This window comes from Xanthomonas sp. CFBP 8152 (genome assembly GCF_014199025.1).
GTDB lineage: Bacteria > Pseudomonadota > Gammaproteobacteria > Xanthomonadales > Xanthomonadaceae > Xanthomonas > Xanthomonas arboricola_B.
This window is the reverse complement of sequence record NZ_JACHNO010000002.1, coordinates 184,922-203,550: the sequence shown is the minus strand read 5'-3', so window position 1 is coordinate 203,550 and position 18,629 is coordinate 184,922. Positions and strand designations below refer to the sequence as shown.

General features: G+C 66.3%; 16 protein-coding genes. 8 read left to right on the top strand and 8 right to left on the bottom strand.

Features of this window, described 5'->3' with window-relative positions; translation table 11 throughout:
* Positions 1–61: 61 nt before the first annotated feature.
* The 5 genes from FHT09_RS08480 to FHT09_RS08460 all read left to right on the top strand — a co-directional run bounded on the left by FHT09_RS08480 (position 62) and on the right by FHT09_RS08460 (position 5,639).
* A complete protein-coding gene (locus FHT09_RS08480; RefSeq protein ID WP_104604334.1) occupies positions 62–808 on the top strand; it encodes a CvpA family protein in 747 nt (248 codons plus the stop codon).
* A 30-nt stretch (positions 809–838) separates the two neighbouring features.
* On the top strand, positions 839–2,305 hold the full coding sequence (purF, locus tag FHT09_RS08475; RefSeq protein WP_104604336.1) for an amidophosphoribosyltransferase: 1,467 nt from the start codon (positions 839–841) through the stop codon (positions 2,303–2,305).
* 267 nt (positions 2,306–2,572) lie between these two features.
* Positions 2,573–3,376, top strand: coding sequence for a ferritin-like domain-containing protein (locus tag FHT09_RS08470; RefSeq protein WP_104604588.1), 804 nt, complete (start codon positions 2,573–2,575; stop codon positions 3,374–3,376).
* A gap of 454 nt (positions 3,377–3,830) precedes the next feature.
* On the top strand, positions 3,831–5,084 hold the full coding sequence (locus tag FHT09_RS08465; protein WP_104604338.1) for a zinc-dependent metalloprotease: 1,254 nt from the start codon (positions 3,831–3,833) through the stop codon (positions 5,082–5,084).
* Positions 5,085–5,219: 135 nt separating this feature from the next.
* Positions 5,220–5,639, top strand: coding sequence for a hypothetical protein (locus FHT09_RS08460; RefSeq protein WP_104604340.1), 420 nt, complete (start codon positions 5,220–5,222; stop codon positions 5,637–5,639).
* A gap of 261 nt (positions 5,640–5,900) precedes the next feature.
* On the opposite strand, the gene lpxH is transcribed toward FHT09_RS08460, so the two are convergent.
* The 8 genes from lpxH to FHT09_RS08420 form a co-directional block, all read right to left on the bottom strand.
* On the bottom strand, positions 5,901–6,644 hold the full coding sequence (gene lpxH / locus FHT09_RS08455) for a UDP-2,3-diacylglucosamine diphosphatase (RefSeq protein ID WP_104604342.1): 744 nt from the start codon (positions 6,642–6,644) through the stop codon (positions 5,901–5,903).
* Positions 6,645–6,795: 151 nt separating this feature from the next.
* Complete coding sequence (locus FHT09_RS08450; RefSeq protein WP_104604344.1) at positions 6,796–7,338, bottom strand: phosphatase PAP2 family protein; 543 nt, start codon at positions 7,336–7,338, stop codon at positions 6,796–6,798.
* Positions 7,319–8,455: a glycosyltransferase family 1 protein gene (locus tag FHT09_RS08445; protein ID WP_104604346.1), complete on the bottom strand. Its 1,137-nt coding sequence runs from the start codon at positions 8,453–8,455 to the stop codon at positions 7,319–7,321. The genes FHT09_RS08450 and FHT09_RS08445 overlap by 20 nt, the downstream gene beginning before the upstream one ends.
* 229 nt (positions 8,456–8,684) lie before the next feature.
* Complete coding sequence (ppx, locus tag FHT09_RS08440) at positions 8,685–10,205, bottom strand: exopolyphosphatase (protein ID WP_181141205.1); 1,521 nt, start codon at positions 10,203–10,205, stop codon at positions 8,685–8,687.
* A gap of 63 nt (positions 10,206–10,268) precedes the next feature.
* Positions 10,269–12,371 (bottom strand): polyphosphate kinase 1, encoded by a 2,103-nt coding sequence (ppk1, locus tag FHT09_RS08435; protein ID WP_104604350.1) that lies wholly within the window; start codon positions 12,369–12,371, stop codon positions 10,269–10,271.
* A 122-nt stretch (positions 12,372–12,493) separates the two neighbouring features.
* Positions 12,494–13,822: a phosphate regulon sensor histidine kinase PhoR gene (gene phoR, locus FHT09_RS08430; RefSeq protein WP_181141194.1), complete on the bottom strand. Its 1,329-nt coding sequence runs from the start codon at positions 13,820–13,822 to the stop codon at positions 12,494–12,496.
* Positions 13,823–13,898: 76 nt separating this feature from the next.
* A complete protein-coding gene (gene phoB / locus FHT09_RS08425; RefSeq protein WP_002806631.1) occupies positions 13,899–14,588 on the bottom strand; it encodes a phosphate regulon transcriptional regulator PhoB in 690 nt (229 codons plus the stop codon).
* Positions 14,589–14,761: 173 nt separating this feature from the next.
* Positions 14,762–16,468, bottom strand: a complete 1,707-nt coding sequence (locus FHT09_RS08420; protein WP_184416915.1) for a M48 family metalloprotease — start codon at positions 16,466–16,468, stop codon at positions 14,762–14,764.
* An 88-nt stretch (positions 16,469–16,556) separates the two neighbouring features.
* Here FHT09_RS08420 and grxC point away from each other — a divergent pair, with 88 nt between their 5' ends.
* From grxC to FHT09_RS08405, 3 genes are all read left to right on the top strand, one after another.
* Complete coding sequence (grxC, locus tag FHT09_RS08415) at positions 16,557–16,865, top strand: glutaredoxin 3 (RefSeq protein WP_104604354.1); 309 nt, start codon at positions 16,557–16,559, stop codon at positions 16,863–16,865.
* Positions 16,862–17,257, top strand: a complete 396-nt coding sequence (locus FHT09_RS08410) for a carboxymuconolactone decarboxylase family protein (protein WP_104604356.1) — start codon at positions 16,862–16,864, stop codon at positions 17,255–17,257. Before grxC ends, FHT09_RS08410 begins: the two co-directional genes overlap by 4 nt.
* Before the next feature lie 359 nt (positions 17,258–17,616).
* Entirely contained in the window at positions 17,617–18,624 is a 1,008-nt protein-coding gene (locus FHT09_RS08405) for an isocitrate dehydrogenase (RefSeq protein ID WP_005998180.1), read from the top strand.
* Positions 18,625–18,629: the final 5 nt, after the last annotated feature.

Sequence of the window (18,629 nt, the reverse complement as noted above, 5' to 3'; positions counted from 1 at the left end):
GCGCAATGAACACCAAGCCAGGTTGGACCAGCGGCACGACTGCCGCGCGGAGAAGTGGGCAATGATCGACATGGTGCTGGGCGTCATCATCCTGGTGTCGGCCCTGTTGGGCTTGCTGCGCGGGTTTGTCGCGATCGTGGTCGGCACGCTGTCGTGGTTGCTGGCAGGCTGGGCGACGTTCCAGTTCGGCGGCCCGGCCGCGGGCTGGATTGCCGACGGCAAGCACCCGTCGGCCACCGAATCGTTTGGCGGCTACGCGATGGTGTTCGTCGGCGTGCTGATCACCGTGGCGGTGACCGGCATGGTGATCCGCGCTGGCGTGGACGCGGTGCGTCTGGGCGGGATGGACCGCATGCTCGGGTTCGGCCTGGGCCTGGTGCGCGGCGGCTTTCTGGCCAGTGTGCTGGTGCTGCTGATGAGCTTCACGCCGCTGCCGCGCGAGCCGTCCTGGCGCCAGTCGATGCTGATGCCGATGCTGTCGCCGGGGGCGAGCTGGATGCGGGCGCAACTGCCAGCCTGGCGGATGCCGTCGATGGACATGCCATCGATGGAACTTGGCAACTTGCCAACGGAGTTGGGGAAGTTGCCCTCGGCAGGCGATAATACGGACCTGGGCAAGGCGCTGTCCGGGTCCGGTCTGAGCGACACCATCACGCGTGCGCTCGGGCAACCCGGTAAAGCCGCCAGCGACGGACGCAATCCGGCGCAGGCGATGCCGGCCAATATCGATCCGGCGCAGGTTCGCGGCGGAGAAAGCGACCCAGCCCGGGTCGAGTCCCAAGGCCAGGCACGGCCCCCTTCACAGTAACGGCGCAAGCCGTAGCGGAGAACGCGCACCATGTGTGGCATCGTCGGTATTGTCGGCAACCAGAACGTCGCCGGGCAGCTGTATGACGGCCTGACCGTCCTGCAGCATCGTGGGCAGGACGCCGCAGGTATCGCCACCGCAGACGGCACGCGCCTGCGCGTGCAAAAGGCCAACGGGCTGGTGCGCGATGTCTTCGACGAAAAAAAGATGGCGGTGCTGGAAGGCCGTGTCGGCATCGCGCATTGCCGCTATCCGACCGCCGGCTCGGAAGGCATGGACGAGGCGCAGCCGTTCTACGTCAACTCGCCCTACGGCATCGCGCTGGCGCACAACGGCAACCTGATCAACACCGAGGCCTTGCGCCAGCAGGTGTTCGAGGCGGACCGACGCAACATCAACACCGATTCGGACAGCGAAGTGCTGCTGAACGTGTTCGCCTACGAGCTGGACGCGCAGCGCATGCTCACCCCCGAGGCGGCGATCCGCGCGGTGGCCGGCGTGCACCGCCGCTGCAAGGGCGGCTATGCGGTGGTCAGCGTGGTGCTGGGCCTGGGCCTGGTGGCCTTCCGCGACCCACACGGCATCCGTCCGCTGGTACTGGGCAAGCGCGAGCACGCCGAAGGCACCGAGTACATCGTCTCCTCCGAATCGGCCGCGCTGGACATCCTCGGCTACCAGCGCGTGCGCGACGTGCGTCCCGGCGAGGCGATGGTGATCACCGCGCGCGGCGAGCTGTTTTCGGAAGTCTGCGCCGCGCCGACCATGAACGCGCCGTGCATCTTCGAGTACGTGTACTTTGCGCGTCCCGATTCGATGATCGACAACATCTCGGTGCACAAGGCGCGCATGCGCATGGGTCTGAAACTGGGCGAGAAGATCCTGCGGCTGCGCCCGGACCATGATATCGACACCATCATTCCGATCCCGGACACCTCGCGCGATGTGGCGCTGGAGATGTCCAACGTGCTCGGGGTGAAGTACCGCGAGGGCTTCGTCAAGAATCGCTACGTGGGCCGGACCTTCATCATGCCGGGGCAGGGCGAGCGGCAGAAATCGGTGCGGCGCAAGCTCAATCCGATCCACCTGGAATTCCGCAACCGCGTGGTGCTGCTGGTCGACGATTCGATCGTGCGCGGCACCACCAGCCGGCAGATCGTGCAGATGGCGCGCGATGCCGGCGCGCGCAAGGTGTATCTGGCCTCGGCCGCGCCGCCGGTGCGTTATCCCAATATCTACGGCATCGACATGCCGGCGGCCGAAGAACTCATCGCCCATGGCCGCAGCGAGCTGGAAATCCAGGAATTTTTGGGCTGCGACTGGCTGATCTACCAGGATCTGGAAGACCTGGAAGTGGCCGTGCGCGAAGGCAACCCGGACATCCAGCAGTTCGATTCCTCGTGCTTCAACGGCGAGTACATCACCGGCATCGAACCGGGCTATTTCGAACGCATCCAGCAATTGCGCTCGGACGATGCCAAGAAGCGTCGCCGCGCGTGAGGCTGTGCGGTAGCGCTGCAGCTCGGCGCGACCCAGACGTGGCCTAGAGCCCGCTGTGCCACGCAGGAGTACCTGCGTGGCGATCGCGCGATTTGGGTGCCGCCGATCGACAAGCGGGTGCGCTGCGCTGGTTCGATAGTGGCGCCAGCCGCCGGTTGGTCCCAGACCGCACCTGCGACGGCTGCGTGGTGGTCTTGATCAGCGTTGTATCTGCAGGCGCCAGGTGTCGATCTTGCGGCTACCGCAACGAACGGAGTAATGGACCCGATGGATCTTCTGCAAGCCGCATACGCCTGCCTCCAAGCGGCCGATCCGCTGGAGAAGGTCGCGTTGACGCAGCGACATGCGGCCGCGTTCCGTGCCGGCACGTTGCCGTTGCCACCGCCGCAGGCGGCGCCCCCGGAGCCGATCCGCATGCCTGGCCGACCTGCAAGGCCAGTGCTGGTGCATCCGCGGCAGGTGCCGCGGCGTGGGCTGGGCAATCCGGAAGGCCGCGCCGCCTTTATCCACGCCATCGCGCATATCGAGCTCAACGCCATCGATCTGGCCTGGGATGCGGTGTATCGCTTCCGTGGGCTGCCGGCGGCATTCTATGCTGACTGGGTTGGCGTGGCCGACGACGAATCGCGCCATTTCATGCTGCTGCGCGCACGATTGCACGCGCACGACCACGACTACGGCGACTTCGCCGCGCACAACGGCCTGTGGGAAATGTGCGAGAAGACCGCGCACGATGGTCTGGCACGCATGGCGCTGGTGCCGCGCGTGCTGGAAGCGCGTGGCCTGGATGTGACACCGGCGATGATCGTCAAGCTGCGCTCGCTCGGCGATACCGCCACGGCCGAGGTGCTGGACACCATCCTGCGCGAAGAAGTGGCGCATGTGGCCGCCGGCTCGCGCTGGTACCGCTGGTATTGCGCGCAGGCCGGCATCGAGCCGCGCGCGCGCTTCAAGGCACTGCTGCACGAATATGCCGGTGGTTACCTGCATGGGCCGTTCAATCTGCAGGCGCGGCTGCTTGCCGGTTTCGATGAGGACGAACTGGCCGATCTGGTGGAGCAGGCCGGCTAAGCGGCCGGTGGTGGATGCGTGGGCAGGCCGCAGTGCACGATTTTTCGATCGCCGCTTGCGTGCAGATCGAATCGGCCAGTACCGACGCCACGCTGGGTGATGCGCATTCGCAGCGTCGCGCGTGAGCGATGAGCTCAGTGCGTGGCGGAACGATCGCAGCGCGCTGGATCGACGTGCATCGCTGCCCGTCGTGATGACGTCGTGCCCGCGCTCGGATGCCGACAACACGTGACAGGCCACCTGCGCGGCAACGCGCCTTGGCCCACCGGACTGTGCGCTGGGTCCTCCGGCACAGCTGCCGAAATCCCATCCATTCACGGCCGACATCACAGAACTGTAATTTTCTTTTGTAACGACTTGCAATCGGTACGGCCAGGCGCGCCTTAATGGCGTCCCGGGGGCAGGGGCCCGGTGTTTCACATCCGTTGCTTCCATGTCTAAGGAGAGAGAGACGATGAAGTCCAAGTCGATGTGCACCACGGTGGGTCTGATCGCCATGTGTCTGGCCGGTTCGGCCGCCGCTGCCGGCAAGCCGCTGTATCAATCCGGCCCTGCGCTGAGCCGCAGCGCGAGCGCCACCGCGGCCGCCGAACCCTCGTTGCAGCGCCTGCTCAGCGCACCGTCCACCGCCAACGCGCAGGTGGTCCAGCTGGACGCCGACGCCGTCACCGCTTCGGAAAAGTTGCTGGAACTGCAGCTGGACGGCCAGACCATCACCGCCACCCAGGCCAAGGTCGATGCGCTGGAAGGCGGCGACAGCGTGTGGTACGGCAACCTCGGCCCGCGCGCCGGCACCCGCGCACGTACGCTGTCGGGCGTGGATCCGCTGAACTCGGCCATCCTGGTGCGCAGCGGCGACACCGTCACCGGCACCATTCGTTACGCCGGCAAGCTGTATCGGCTACGCCCGCTCGCCGATGGCCGCCATGTGCTGGTGCAGGTGGAAGAAAGCCGCCTGCCGCAGGAGCACCCGGCCGAATACAGCCTGCTGCCGAAGATCGACATGCCCAGCGACGGGCGCGTCACCGCGGCCGCCGCGTCGTCGGGCAGCCCGGCGACCATCCGGGTGCTGGTGGTCGCCACCAATCAGGCAGTGACCGCATACGGCGGCAACATGCAGTCGCTGGTGCAACTGGCAGTGGCCGAGGCCAACCAGGGCTACGTCAACAGCAACGTCGGCATCACCTTGCAGCTGGCGCGCTACGAGACCACCAGCTACAGCGAAACCGGCAATTTCACCACCGATCTGCAGCGCTTCCGCGTGACCAACGACGGTTACATGGACAGCATCCACACCAGTCGCAACACCTACACCGCCGATGTGGGCGTGATCGTGTTGGACAACAGCAGTTACTGCGGCCTGGCATCGGGCATCGGCTCCACCGCGGCGACCGCGTTTGCCTCGGTGTACTGGGACTGCGCCACCGGCTACTACAGCTTCGCGCATGAAATCGGCCATCTGCAGAGCGCCCGGCACGACGCCACCAACGACCCGAGCACCTCGCCGTATGCCTACGGGCACGGTTATCGCTACGGCAACAGCTGGCGCACCATCATGGCCTACGACTGCAGCAGCAGCTGCCCGCGCCTGAACTACTGGTCCAACCCCAACATCAGCTACAACGGCGTGCCCATGGGCAATGCCAGCACCGCCGACAATCAGCGCGTGCTGGTCAACACCAAGGCCACCATCGCCGGCTTCCGCTGAGTACCAAGCCGATCGTTCCGCTGTCGGCCCGGCACCGCAGGTGCCGGGCCATTACCGCTACACGCAGGCGCCGTGATCGCGCAGACTAGAGGCATTGCCGGCAGCCGCCGGCGTGTCCTGCGGAGCGGAGCATCCATGTCCAAGTCCCTGCGTTATGCGGCGCTGTGCCTGGCCGCGCTGGCGGTCGCCGGTTGCAAACAGCAACCTGCCGACCCAGCCCCTTCGGTACCCAAACCGGCCGTGTCCGCACCGGCAGCGGCGACCGGCAACGATGCCCGGGCTCGCGCGCTGCATGTGCTGGAAACCCGCTTGCAGGGCGACCATTTCTATCCGGACAACTGCCTCAGTATCATCGCCGAAGACGACGCTGCGCCGACGCCGGATGCATTCGAATTCGCGGTGCACGAGCGGCATGGCAACGAGTGCCCCGGCGACCCGCAGACCAGCCCGGTGCGCGATCGTTTCCGCGTGCAGGCCGATGGCACGGTGTTCTGGTACGACGTGGTCAACGCCGACTTTGTCGACTACGCCGAGCATGCGCGCAGCATGCAGTGATGCTTCTGGATACTGCATGGACCGTGCGGTTGCGTACCAGCAGGCTGGCGCGATCAGTCTTGCCGACAGCGCGTCGACGCATCCATCTGCATTCCTGCACGGGTAAGCAGCACACCGAGCGTGCGCAGGCCTGATCTCGAAACCACAGCGCTCACTTGCAGACGGCGCGGCCGATGCCCATCGCGTCTGCCGCCCGCAGACTGGTTCCGAGCGAGCAGCCTGTGCCCGGCGGGCGCCGCTCGCTAGCTGCTGACAGCCACGTTAAAGCGGCAACTGCTCCAGCGACACGCCGTCGGCATCCACATGCAATACCGAGCCTTGTTCGTACCAGTCGCCCAGCACGATGCGTGTGCAGGTCTGGCCACCGGCCTGAAGGGTGTGGATCGCAGGGCGATGGGTGTGGCCATGGATCAGGCGGTCCAGGCCATACCGCTCGAAGGTGGTTTCCACCTCGGCCGGGGTGACATCGGTGACGGTCTCGAAGCGCGATTGGTCGCCCTGCTTGAGTTCTGCATGACGCGCCTGGCTGGCAGCGCGTGCCTGTTGCGCGAAGGCCACCCGCGCAGCTAGCGGTTGCGCCAGGAACTGCGCCTGAAAGACCGGATCGCGCGTCTGCGCACGGAACGCCTGGTAGGCGGTGTCGTCGGTGCACAGCAGATCGCCATGCATCAGCAAGGTCGGATGCCCGTACAAATCGACCACGGTGGGGTCGGGCAGGATGCGCAAGCCCGCACGTTGTGCATACGCCTGGCCAACCAGGAAGTCGCGGTTGCCCGGCATGAAGTACACCGGCACGCCGCTATCGGCCACCGCATGCAGCGCCACGGCCACCGCATCGGCAGCGGTCGATGGCGTGTCATCGCCGATCCAGGCTTCAAACAGATCGCCGAGGATGTAGAGCGCGTCGCTACCGGGCACCTGCGTGCGCAGGAAGTCCAGAAACAGCTCGGTGATCGCCGGCCGGGCCGGATCCAGATGCAGGTCGGAGATGAACAGTGTCGTCATTGCGCCATTGTACGGCGGGAGCGCGGGACGGGAATCGGGAATCGGGAATCGGGAATCGGTGGAGCGTTGCATCGCGGAGCGAGCGGCCAGCTACGGTGACGAGGGGTCATCTGCCTGGTCAGGGTAACTCGGCGGTGGCAGCGCTCACTCTTTAGCCAAGCAGTACCGGCAATCCCCACAGCGACAGACTGGCCAGCACTACGCCGATCGCCGTGGCAGCCAGCACATCGCTGGGATAGTGCAGGCCCAGCACCACGCGCGACAGCGCCACGCCGGCCGAAAACGGCACCAGCAGGGGCGCCAAGCACGGGTAGTAGGCCAGTGCCACGATGCTGAAGGACACCGCGTGCAGCGTGTGGCCGGACGGAAAACTGAACTCGTCCAGCGGCGCCACCCAGGCGCGGATGCGCACGTCGGCCGCATACGGGCGTGGCCGCCGCGTCCAGCGCTTGAGCGCTTTGTACAAGGTCAACGCCAGCACGCCGGTGGCGGCCATGTGCGCAGATGCACGCACGCCGTCCATGCCGTCGAGCAGCACCAGCAAGCCCATCAGGCCGTACCAGAACATGCCGTCGCCGAGCCGGCTGATGGTGGCAAACGCGCGCCGCACCGGGTGGCGGCGGCACCAGTGGTTGGCGCGCCGGCACCAGCGCGCTTCGCGACCGCGCAGAAGTTCAAGCCGCGTTGCCGACATAACGCCCCCGTGCCGCAGTGATGCCCATCAGCAAGGCCTCGAAGTCGGAGACCACATTGTCCGGATGCAGTTTCTTCATTGCCTGCGCGGCCGCCGCACCCAGGCGCTGGCGCATCGCATCGTCGTCGGTGAGTGCGACGGCGGCCTGGACGAACGCCTCGTCGTTGTCCACTGCCGCACCGCTGTGGCCGCTGCGCAGATACTCGCGTGCGGCGCCGTAGTCGAAGGCCACGGTGGCCACACCGCTGGCCATCGCCTCCAGGGTCACGTTGCCGAAGGTCTCGCTGCGGCTGGGGAACAGAAACAGATCGCCGCTGGCGAAGTGGCGCGCCAGCGCCTCGCCGCGCTGGATGCCGCAGAAGATGAAATCCGGATTCTCGTGCGCGATCCTTTCGCGTGCCGGGCCATCGCCCACCCAGGCGAAGCGTGCCTTCGGGCGGATCTGCTGCAGCTTGCGGAAGGCGCGAATCGCCAGCGGCAGATTCTTTTCGTTGGCGATGCGTCCGACGTAGATCGCGGCGAAGCCTTCGCCTTCGATGCCCCAGTCGGCACGCAAGGCCGGATCGCGTCGAGCCGGATCGAACTGCTGGCTGTCCACCGCGCGCGCCAGCAATTGCACCCGCTCGAAACCGCCGTCACGCAGAAACTGCTGCAGCTCGCGGGTAGGCACCAGGGTGGCTTCGGCCTGATTGTGGAAGCGGCGCATCCAGCGCAACGCAGTGCCCTGCAGCCAGGCGGCACCGTAGTCGGGCAGGTACTCGTCAAAGCGCGTATGGAAGCCGGTGGCGACTGGAATGCCCAGCCGGCGTGCCGCACGCATCGCCGACCAGCCCAAGGGGCCTTCCGTGGCCACATAGACCGCATCCGGTTGCGAGCCTGCCCAATGACGGAGGAGACGTTGCGTTGCCGGCAACCCGAACTTCAGTCCCGGGTAGCGCGGCAGTGACGCGCCGCGCACCAGCAGGGCAGTGGCCGCGTCGGTATCGCTGCTCTGCCGTGGACGCACCACGTCCACCTGGTGTCCGCGTGCGCGCAGGCCGGTTTCCAGCCCATGCACGGTCAGCGCTACACCGTTGACTTCGGGCGGATAGGTTTCGGTAACGATCGCGTAGCGCATGCCCGTTCTCCGGTTTTCGCTAGCTTCCGGGAGGGCGATGGCATGGATGTTGCGCGCACAAGTCGCGGCGGTGACAGTGGAGCCGGGAATGGGGAATGGGGAATGGGGAATCGCAAAGGCAGCGTGCTGCACTCGTTTAGCGCAATCGCCACCAGTCAGAACTTCTCAGAGCTCCGTGGTCGACTATTCCCGAATCCCCATTCCCGAATCCCGTCTGAGGCCGCAGGCCTCAGGTCACAAACGGTTTGAACGCGATTCCCAGCCCGGCCATGCTTTCGACTTCGCCGATCAGGTCGGCGCGCAGCAGCGGGCGCGAGTCGATCCAGTTTTGCGACAGGATCAATGACAGGCGTGCGTCATCGGCGGTGAGTTCCAGGGTCGGAATCGGGTCGGACTCATGCGCGCGATGCAGCAGCACCGCCAGCCGCAGCAGTGCGGCCTTGCGTCGGGTTGGCAGCAGCAGGCGATCGGGCAGCGCCTCGAACGCGGTCTTGGGCACATTGCGCCGGTGCGTGCGCACCAGCGATGCCAGCACCTGCTGCTCCTGCCGCGAGAAACCTGCGATATCCGAATGCTCCAGGATGTAGCTGCCGTGCACGTGATACTGACTGTGCGCGATGATCAGGCCCAGCTCGTGCAGGCGGGCAGCGCGGCGCAGCACCTGCGCATCGTCGCCATCCAGTTGCCAGGATTCGCAGACCTGATCGAACAGGCGGCAGGCAGTGGCTTCCACGCGCTGCGCCTGCACTTCGTCGATACCGTAGCGCTGCACCAGCGAGGCCACCGAGCTGTCGCGCGGGTCGTTCTCGCCGCCGCGGCCGAGCATGTCGTAGAGGATGCCTTCGCGCATCGCCGCCTTGCTGACCATCAGCTTCTCCAGCCCCAGGGCCTGGAACGCCGCTTCCAGCACCAGAATGCCGCCGGCGATGATCGGCCGCCGTTCGGCGGCCAGGCCAGGTAGCTGGATGTCTTCGATGCGCTTGGCCTTGAGCAGTTCCTCGCGCAGCGCCGGCAACGCCTCGGCAGTGATCGCGCCCTTAGTGAGCTTCATCGCCGCACAGATCTCGCCGATGGCCTTGTGCGTGCCGGACGAACCGATTGCCTCATGCCAGCCCAGTGCCTTGTACTGATTGGCGAACTGCTGGAACTCGGCGCCGATCTCGGTCAGCGCATCCTTCCATTTCTTCTTCGACAGCTTGCCGCCGGGGAAAAAGCGTCGCGTGCTGGCGATGCAGCCGGCCTGCAGGGATTCGCGTTCCAGGGTCTGGAACCCACGGCCGATGATGAACTCGGTCGAGCCGCCGCCGATGTCGATCACCAACCGGCGTTGGTCGGGTTTGGGCGGTTGCGCATGTGCCACGCCAAGATAGATCAGGCGCGCTTCCTCGCGTCCGCTGACCACCTCGATCGCATGCCCGAGCGCGGTTTCGGCCGGCATCAGAAACGCCTGCGGCGAGCGCAGCTGACGCACCGTGTTGGTGGCCAGCGCGCGCACGCGCAACGACGGCACGTCCCGGATGCGCTGGCCGAAGCGCGCCAGGCATTCGAGCGCACGCTGGCGCGCTTCATTGGAGATGCCACCCTTGCCATCCAGGCCGTCGGCCATGCGCACGGTTTCGCGCAGGCGATCGACCACGCGCAGCTGACCCATCAGGTAGCGCGCGATGACCATGTGGAAGCTGTTGGATCCTAAGTCGATGGCGGCGAGGAAATCGCCATCGCGCAGGGGCGGGACCGTGGGGGAGGGCATTGGCATGGGCGCATGGTAGCCGATGGGCCGTTGGCCCCGTGAGGGGCCGCGCCCACGCCGCTTTCAGATCCGCTCGAGCAAGGTCATCTGCGCCGAATGCGCCGGCTCCCCGGGGCCGGGTAAGCGCTTGTGATAGACGCCGTCGGCATCCAGCTCCCAGGCGTTGACGTTGTCGTCCAGGTAGTTCTGCAGCACTTCGCGATAGACGCGCTTGGCCAGATCCGGGTCCAGGATCGGGAAGCAGGTCTCCACGCGCCGCAGCAGGTTGCGTTCCAGCCAATCGGCGCTGGCGCAGTACAACTCTGCCGCGCCATCGTTGCCGAACCAGTAGACGCGGCTATGTTCCAGAAAACGCCCCACGATCGAGCGCACGCGGATAGTGTCGGATACGCCGGGCACGCCCGGCCGCAGCGTGCAGGCGCCGCGCACGATCAGGTCGATCTGCACACCGGCCTGCGAGGCGGTATACAGCGCACGCACGACTTGCGGCTCGTTGAGGGCATTCATCTTGGCGATGATGCGGCCCGGGCGGCCGTTGCGGGCCAGCCGCGTTTCGCGCTCGATCCGCTTCAACACGCCGGCGTGCAGAGTAAAGGGCGACTGCAGCAACTGTTCCAGTTTCATGCGCGGGGCGAGCCCGGACAATTGCTGGAACAGCATGTGCACATCGTTGCCGATTTCCACATCCGCGGTAATCAGGCTGATGTCGGTGTACAGGCGTGCGGTGCCGCTGTGGTAGTTGCCCGTACCCAGATGCACGTAGCGCTTGAGCTTGCGTCCCTCGCGGCGCACGATCAGCAGCATCTTGGCGTGCGTCTTGAAGCCGACCACGCCGTACACCACCTGCACGCCGGCTTCCTGCAGCTTGTCGGCCAGGCCCAGGTTGGCCTCCTCGTCGAAGCGCGCGCGCAACTCCACCACCACGGTGACGTCCTTGCCGTTGCGCGCGGCCAGGATCAGTGCATCGACGATCAGCGAGTCCTTGCCGGTGCGGTACAGCGTCTGCTTGATCGCCAGCACGTTCGGGTCGACCGCGGCCTGACGGATCACGTCCAGCACCGCAGTGAACGCATCGAAGGGGTGATGCAACAGCACATCGCCCTTGTTGACGATCTCGAAGATGCCGTCGTTGTCGCGCAAGGTGCGCGGGTTGAACAACGGATACTTCAGCTCCGGGCGCTGCACCAGATCGTAGACCTGGGTGACGCGGCTCAGGTTGACCGGCCCGACGATGCGATACACCGCGTTTTCGTTCAGGCCGAAGTTCTGCAGCAGGGTGCGCATGATCGGCGCCGGGCAGTCGTGCGCGATCTCCAGACGCACTGCCGGGCGATAGCCGCGGGTGACCAGTTCATCGCGCAAGGCCAGCGCCAGGTTCTCCACTTCTTCCTCGTCCACCACCAGCTCGGAATTGCGGGTGACGCGGAACTGATACGAGCCCTTGACCTGCATGCCGGGGAACAGTTCGTCGACGAACTCGGACAGCACCGAGGAGAGGAACACGAAGCCTTGCGTACCCTCCGGCGACAGGCTCGCCGGCAGCTGGATGATGCGCGGCAACGAACGCGGCGCACGCACGATGGCCAGATGACCGGCACGGCCGAATGCGTCCTGGCCCTCCAGCACCACCACGATGTTCAAGGTCTTGTTGAGGATCTTCGGAAACGGATGCGCCGGGTCCAGGCCCAGCGGCGACAGCACCGGCATGATCTCGTTGCGGAAGTACGCCCGCAGCCAGCGTTTCTGACGTGAGGTCCACGCCGTGCGGCTGAGCACCGCCACGCCGGCATCTTCCATCGCCGGGCGCAGCACTTCATTCCATGCGTGGTACTGCTGTTCGACCAGCTTGGCGGCGCGGTCGTGCACCGCGTTGAGGATGGCGGTCGGGCTCAGGCCATCCGGCGCCGGCGGCAGGCCGAACTCCTGCGCATGCCGCACGGTGGCCGCGCGGATCTCGAAGAATTCATCCAGGTTGGTACAGGAAATGCACAGGAACCGCAGCCGTTCCAGCAATGGCACCTGCTCGTCCAATGCCTGCGCCAGCACCCGGAAATTGAAGTCCAGCTGCGACAGTTCCCGGTTGATGTACAGCGCCGGATCGCGCAACGGATCGGTGGCGATATCCTCGGAAGGTGTGACGTCGTGCAGTTCTTTGGCGTGGCCCATTGGAGTCGGTCATCAAGACGGAGATGGTGTGCGGCATGGCAGCGCGCCAGGTGCAGCGCAGGCAATGCAGCGCGTCGTGTGCGCGCGCATCGCACCGCAGTGCGGCGCGCACCCCTTACATATCACGCCGAACGTGACAGTGGCAGGGACTGATCGCGCTGCACGATGCGCGCAGCGACAAAATGGCATGAGAATTCGCTACCGCGTCCGACCTCGCTTTCGATTTCCAGACGCGCCTGGTGCAGTCCCAGGATGTGCTTGACGATCGACAACCCCAGCCCGGTGCCGCCGCTCTCGCGCGAGCGGCTGCTGGACACGCGATAGAAGCGCTCGGTGATGCGCGGCAGATGCGAGGCGGGAATGCCGTAGCCGGTGTCGCGCACCGCCAGTGCCGCGCCATCGCCCTCGCGCACGAAGCGGATCGTCACCGTGCCGCCGCCGGGGGTGTAGCGCACCGCGTTGGTGACCAGGTTGGAAAAGGCGCTATGCAGTTCCTTGTTGGAGCCGAGCAGGTCCACGCCGGCCTCGTCGAACACTTCCACGGTGTGGCGGCCCTGGCTGTGCGCTTCGGCCTCGCGGCGCAGCGTCGACAGCATCGGCGCCATCGCCACGTGTTCCTCGCCGAGTTCTTCCTGCGATTCCAGCCGCGACAGCGTCAGCAGGTCTTCGACCAGCTGGGCCATGCGCTGCGATTGCTTGCGCATCTCGGCGAGCATCGGGCCGGAATCGGGAAAGTCTTCCGGGTCGAGCATGTCCAGATAGCCGTGCACCACCGTCAGTGGCGTACGCAGTTCGTGGGAGACGTTGGCCACGAAGTCGCGGCGTACCTGCTCCAGCCGCAGCAGCTTGCTGACATCGCGTGCCACCAGCAGCCAGTAGTCGTCGGAGTAGGGGATCAGGCGCAGATTCAGGCGCAGATCCGGATCCACAGGCGAGGCGGCGTCGAGCATGGGTTCGGCATTCCGGCCGGCCGCCAGCCAGTGCGCCAACGGCAACGGCTGCAACCGCTCCACAACCGACACGCCCATGTCGCCAGGATGATGCAGGCCCAGCAGTCCGCCTGCGGCCCGGTTGAACCACTGCACGCGCTGGCTGTTGCGATCCACCACCACCACCGCGTCCGGTAGCGCCTGTGCGGCGGCGCGGTAGGTGCGCAGCATCTCGATCAGGCGACGCTTGCGCCCACGCATTTCGGCCTGGCTGCGATAGAGCAGGCGATCCAGTTCGTTCCATGCGCCGATTCCGGCGGCCGGCTCGGCGCGCTGGCGCGCGGTCAGGCGCCGCAGCACCTGACGCAGCCGCCAGTAATGCCAGGCCAGCGCCCCCAGGGCGGTCAGCGTCAACGCCATCCACACATGCCCGATCAGCACGCCGACCAGCACGGCAGCGCCCAGCAACAGCGCGAGAGTGCCGAGCGTCTTGAGCCAGGCGGAACGGATATGTCGAGGCATGGAAGGCGTTACCACGGAGCGTCAGGTAGGCGTGCGAACCGGCCGGCCCTATGACCGACCGGCCGTGCGGCAACCACTAGGTTGCCGAAGAGAAACGGTAGCCCGAGCCACGCACGGTCTGCACCATGTTTTCCAGACCGAACGGCTCCAGCGTCTTGCGCAGGCGGCGGATGTGCACGTCGATGGTGCGCTCCTCCACATACACGCTGCCGCCCCAGACATGATCCAGCAGCTGGGTGCGCGTATACACGCGTTCGGGATGTGTCATGAAAAAGTGCAGCAGGCGGTATTCGGTCGGGCCGATCGGCACCGGCGCGTCGCCGGCAAACACCCGGTGCGCAGCGCCGTCGATGCGCAGGCGTCCCACCGCCACGCTGCCGTCTTCGTCGTCCTCGCGGGTGCGGCGCATCACCGCACGGATGCGCGCCAGCAACTCACGCGCCGAGAACGGCTTGACCACGTAATCGTCGACCCCGGCTTCCAGGCCACCGACGCGGTCGTTCTCTTCGCCGCGCGCGGTCAGCATGATGATCGGAATCTCGCGGGTCAGCTGTTCCTTGCGCCAGCGCCGCGCCAGGTCCAGCCCGCTGGTGCCTGGCAGCATCCAGTCCAGCAGGATCAGGTCCGGCACGCGGTCGGCGATGGCGGTCTGCGCCTCGCGGGCATCGCCGGCGTGGATGGGTTCGAATTCCCCTTTGCGCAGCGCGAATGCCACCATATCGCGAATCGCGGGTTCGTCGTCGACGATCAGAATGCGTTTTTGCACGCGGGGCTTACCGTCTGGCTTTGGTTGATCGCCAGTAGACTACGGTTTTGTGACTCCAATGTGACATCCCCGACGGCGGCGACCGCGACCAAAGCGGCCTGTGCCAGCCACCCGTGCAGTGCTGAACGCTTTGGCGTACGCTGAAATGACCACTGCGCCGACCGTCACATGCGCTAGCGCGTCGACAGATCCGGGTCGCGGATGCCTTGCCGGCGCAGCTCCAGCACGGTCGGGGTGATCGCCGCGATGCGTGCATCCACCCGCGCCCGTGTCACATAGTCGAGATCTTTCTTCTTCAACGCTTCCAGCTGGATCAGCGCCTGTTCCGGGCGTCCATTCAAGTACGCAGATTCGGCGTACGCCTCGCTGGCGCGCAGATGGTCGCCGGACAGCTCGCAGGCGCGGGCGTAGGTCTGTTGCAACAAGGGGTCTTCGCTACTGCGATGCAGTAACGGCTCCAGTACCTGGCGCGCGCGCTGGCCGGACTCCTTGCCGGCCTGCTCGTTGAGCGCGCCGGCATAGGTCAGCGCCACCGCGCGGTTGTTCGGCAATTGCTTGAGCAGCGCGTCGAAACGCGCATTGGCCACCTCGCGCTGGCCCACCCGCGCCTGCGCCTCGCTCAGCCCCAGCGTCAGCCACAGGTTGTCCGGGTGCGCTTCCAGCAGGCTGGTCAGTTCGGCCACCGGCTCGCCCGGCCGGCCGCCGCTGTTGCGCAGGCGCGCCAGTGCCAGTCCGTAGCGCTGGGCATCGGTCAGGCCGTGCTTGGCACTGCGGCGCAGGGTCTCGTATTCGCGGATGGCCGCATCCGGCGTGGCCGCGCTGAGCACGCGCAGGCGCTCCTTGGCCCAGTCGAAGTTCTGCTGGTCGCCGCCGCGGCTCAGCGCATCCACCGGCAGCCGCAGCGCATACGGCAGCAGCGCGTTGCCGTTGCGGCTCAACGGTTCGGACAGCGACGGGTCGGCCGGGTCCACCCGTTCCTGGCGCGTGCCGCCCGGCACCGAGGTGGTCAGCACCACGGTGTTCTTCTTCATCTGCTCGGCGCGCGCCTTGGCCTCGCTGATGCGGGTGACCGTGACCGGGTGGGTCTGCAGAAAGTCCGGCGCGCTGTAGCCGCCCTCGTTGGCGCGCATCGCCACCGACATGCGCTCGAAGAAACCGGCCATCGCATCCACGTCGTAGCCGCTGCGCACCAGCGTGCGGATGCCCAGCCGGTCGGCCTCGGATTCGTTGGAGCGGGTGTAGTCGATCTGGCGCTGCTGCATCAGCCCCATCGCGCTGGTGATGCCGGCCATGGTGGCATCGCCCCTGGAATTGCCGCCGGCCTGTTGCGCGGCGACCACCGCTGCCAGCATGCCGAGCAGGATCGGGATCTGGTCGCGCTGCGCCCGTTCCACCCCGCGCAGCACATGCTGCTGGGTGACGTGGGCGATTTCGTGCGACAGCACCGCAGCCACCTCGTCCTCGCGCTCGGCGGTCAACACCAGCCCGGCATTGACCGCGATATACCCGCCCAGCGTGGCGAAGGCATTGATCTGGCGGTCGCGCAGCATGAAAAACGTAAACGGCTGCTGCGGCTGGTCGCTGTTGGCACCCAGCCGGGTGCCCATGGTCTGCAGCCAGTCGGTGATCAGCGGGTCGTCCAGCACGTAGTCGTAATTGCGCAACTCGGCCAGCATCATCTTGCCGTACTCGGCCTGGCGCGCCGGTGTCAGCAGCTCGCCGGCTGACGAGCCGATGTCGGGCAGGCGGTTTTCCTGCGCGGGTGCCACCCCCATGGCAACGGCCAGCGTGAGGGCGGTGGCGAGCGGTAGCAGGCGCAAGTGGAACTCCCAGGTGGTGCGCGGAGCATGCGGGCAGCACGGCGCGATGGCGTGAATCATCGGTTAATTCACAGTGTTGCGGTGACGACATGGAAATTCCAGTCGCCCGGTACCATTGTCAGACCTCAGACCAACCACGGAGTTTCCCGTGAGCCAAGACACCAACGTGCAGGACGCGGCCAGCGGCCCGCAGATCACCCTGTATTCCTCCGCGATCTGCCCGTACTGCGTGGCGGCCAAGAACTTCCTCAAGAGCAAGGGCCGGACCTGGACCGAGGTGCGCATCGACCTGGACCCGGCCGAGCGCAACAAGATGGTCGCGCTGGCCAAGCGCACCAGCGTGCCGCAGATCTTCGTCGGCGACGTCCATGTGGGCGGCTACGACGACATGATGGCGATGCACCGTGCCGGCAAGCTCGAACCGCTGCTGGCCGGCGCTACAGGCGGCCAGGCATGAGCGAGACCGGCAACGGCAGCGACGACCGGCTGCGCGAGTTCACCGAATTTCGCCAGCGCATGAACCAGCGCATCCTGGCCGAGCCGAACCAGGTGGTGCGCCGGTTCTTCGCGTTGGACAACCAGACTTACCAGGCCGGCGCGCTCGACGTGAAGACCAAGGAACTGCTCGGTCTGGTTGCCTCGATGGTGCTGCGCTGCGACGACTGCATCAGCTATCACGTCGCCCAGTGCAAGGACGCCGGCGTGACGCGCGAGGAATTCTTCGAAACCTTCTCGGTCGGCCTGGTGGTTGGCGGCTCCATCGTCATCCCGCATCTGCGCCGCGCGGTCGACTTCCTCGACCAGCTCGAGGACGGCGCGCCGGCACCGGAGCAGCACGCGCACGGGTGATTGGGGCGGGAGTGGGGAGTGGTGATTCGGGATTCGTAACGGCGGGCGGGGTGGGCGTGCCGCTTTTTGTTGGCGGCGTTGCCTTGGGCGGTCCGATTTCGGCACCGGCCGCTGGCTAGGGGCCGGTGCTTTCAGGGCATCTGCACTGAAGTTATGCCCGCATGCGCTGGTACGCGCGCCCGTTTCTGCCGCCGTTCGCTGCACCGAATGGCCGTCGTGCGCAGCTGTAGCCTCTTAGACCAAGGTCGGTTTGGGCGCCTTCACCGGCATCGGGCATAATTGCCTGTGAAACCTCCTTGCGCCGCTCTGCCGGGTACTGCGGCTGGCGCTCCCCCCTTCAAGTTCGGAAACCCAACGTTATGACGCAGACAATCACGGTCATCCGCGGCGACGGTATCGGCCCGGAGATCATGGATGCCACGCTGTTCGTGCTCGACGCGCTGCAGGCTGGCCTGACCTACGAGTACGCCGACGCTGGCCTGGTCGCGCTGGAGAAGCACGGCGATCTGCTGCCCGAGTCCACCCTGGCCTCGATCACCAAGAACAAGGTGGCCCTGAAAAGCCCGCTGACCACCCCGGTCGGCGAGGGCTTCAGCTCGATCAACGTCGCCATGCGTCGCAAGTTCGACCTGTACGCCAACGTGCGTCCGGCCAAGTCGTTCCCCAACACCAAGTCGCGTTTCGCCGATGGCGTGGACCTGATCACGGTGCGTGAGAACACCGAAGGCGCCTACCTGAGCGAAGGCCAGACCGTGTCCGAGGACGGCGAGACCGCGTTCTCCGGCGCCCGCGTCACCCGCAAGGGCTCCGAGCGCATCGTGCGCTACGCCTTCGACCTGGCGCGCGCCACCGGCCGCAAGAAGGTCACCGCGGTGCACAAGGCCAACATCATCAAGTCGACCTCGGGCCTGTTCCTGAAGGTGGCACGCGATGTGGCCACGCAGTACCCGGAAATCGAATTCCAGGAAATGATCGTCGACAACACCTGCATGCAGCTGGTGATGCGTCCTGAGCAGTTCGACATCATCGTGACCACCAACCTGTTCGGCGACATCATCTCCGACCTGTGCGCCGGTCTGGTCGGCGGCCTGGGCCTGGCCCCGGGCGCCAACATCGGTGTGGACGCGGCGATCTTCGAGGCCGTGCACGGCTCGGCGCCGGACATCGCAGGGCAGGGCAAGGCCAACCCGTGCGCGCTGCTGCTGGGTGCCGCGCAGATGCTGGACCACATCGGTCAGCCGCAGAACGCCGAGCGCCTGCGCGAAGCGATCGTGGCCACCCTGGAAGCCAAGGATTCGCTGACCCCCGACCTGGGCGGCACCGGCAACACCATGGGCTTCGCCAAGGCCATCGCCAGCCGCCTCTGAGCGAC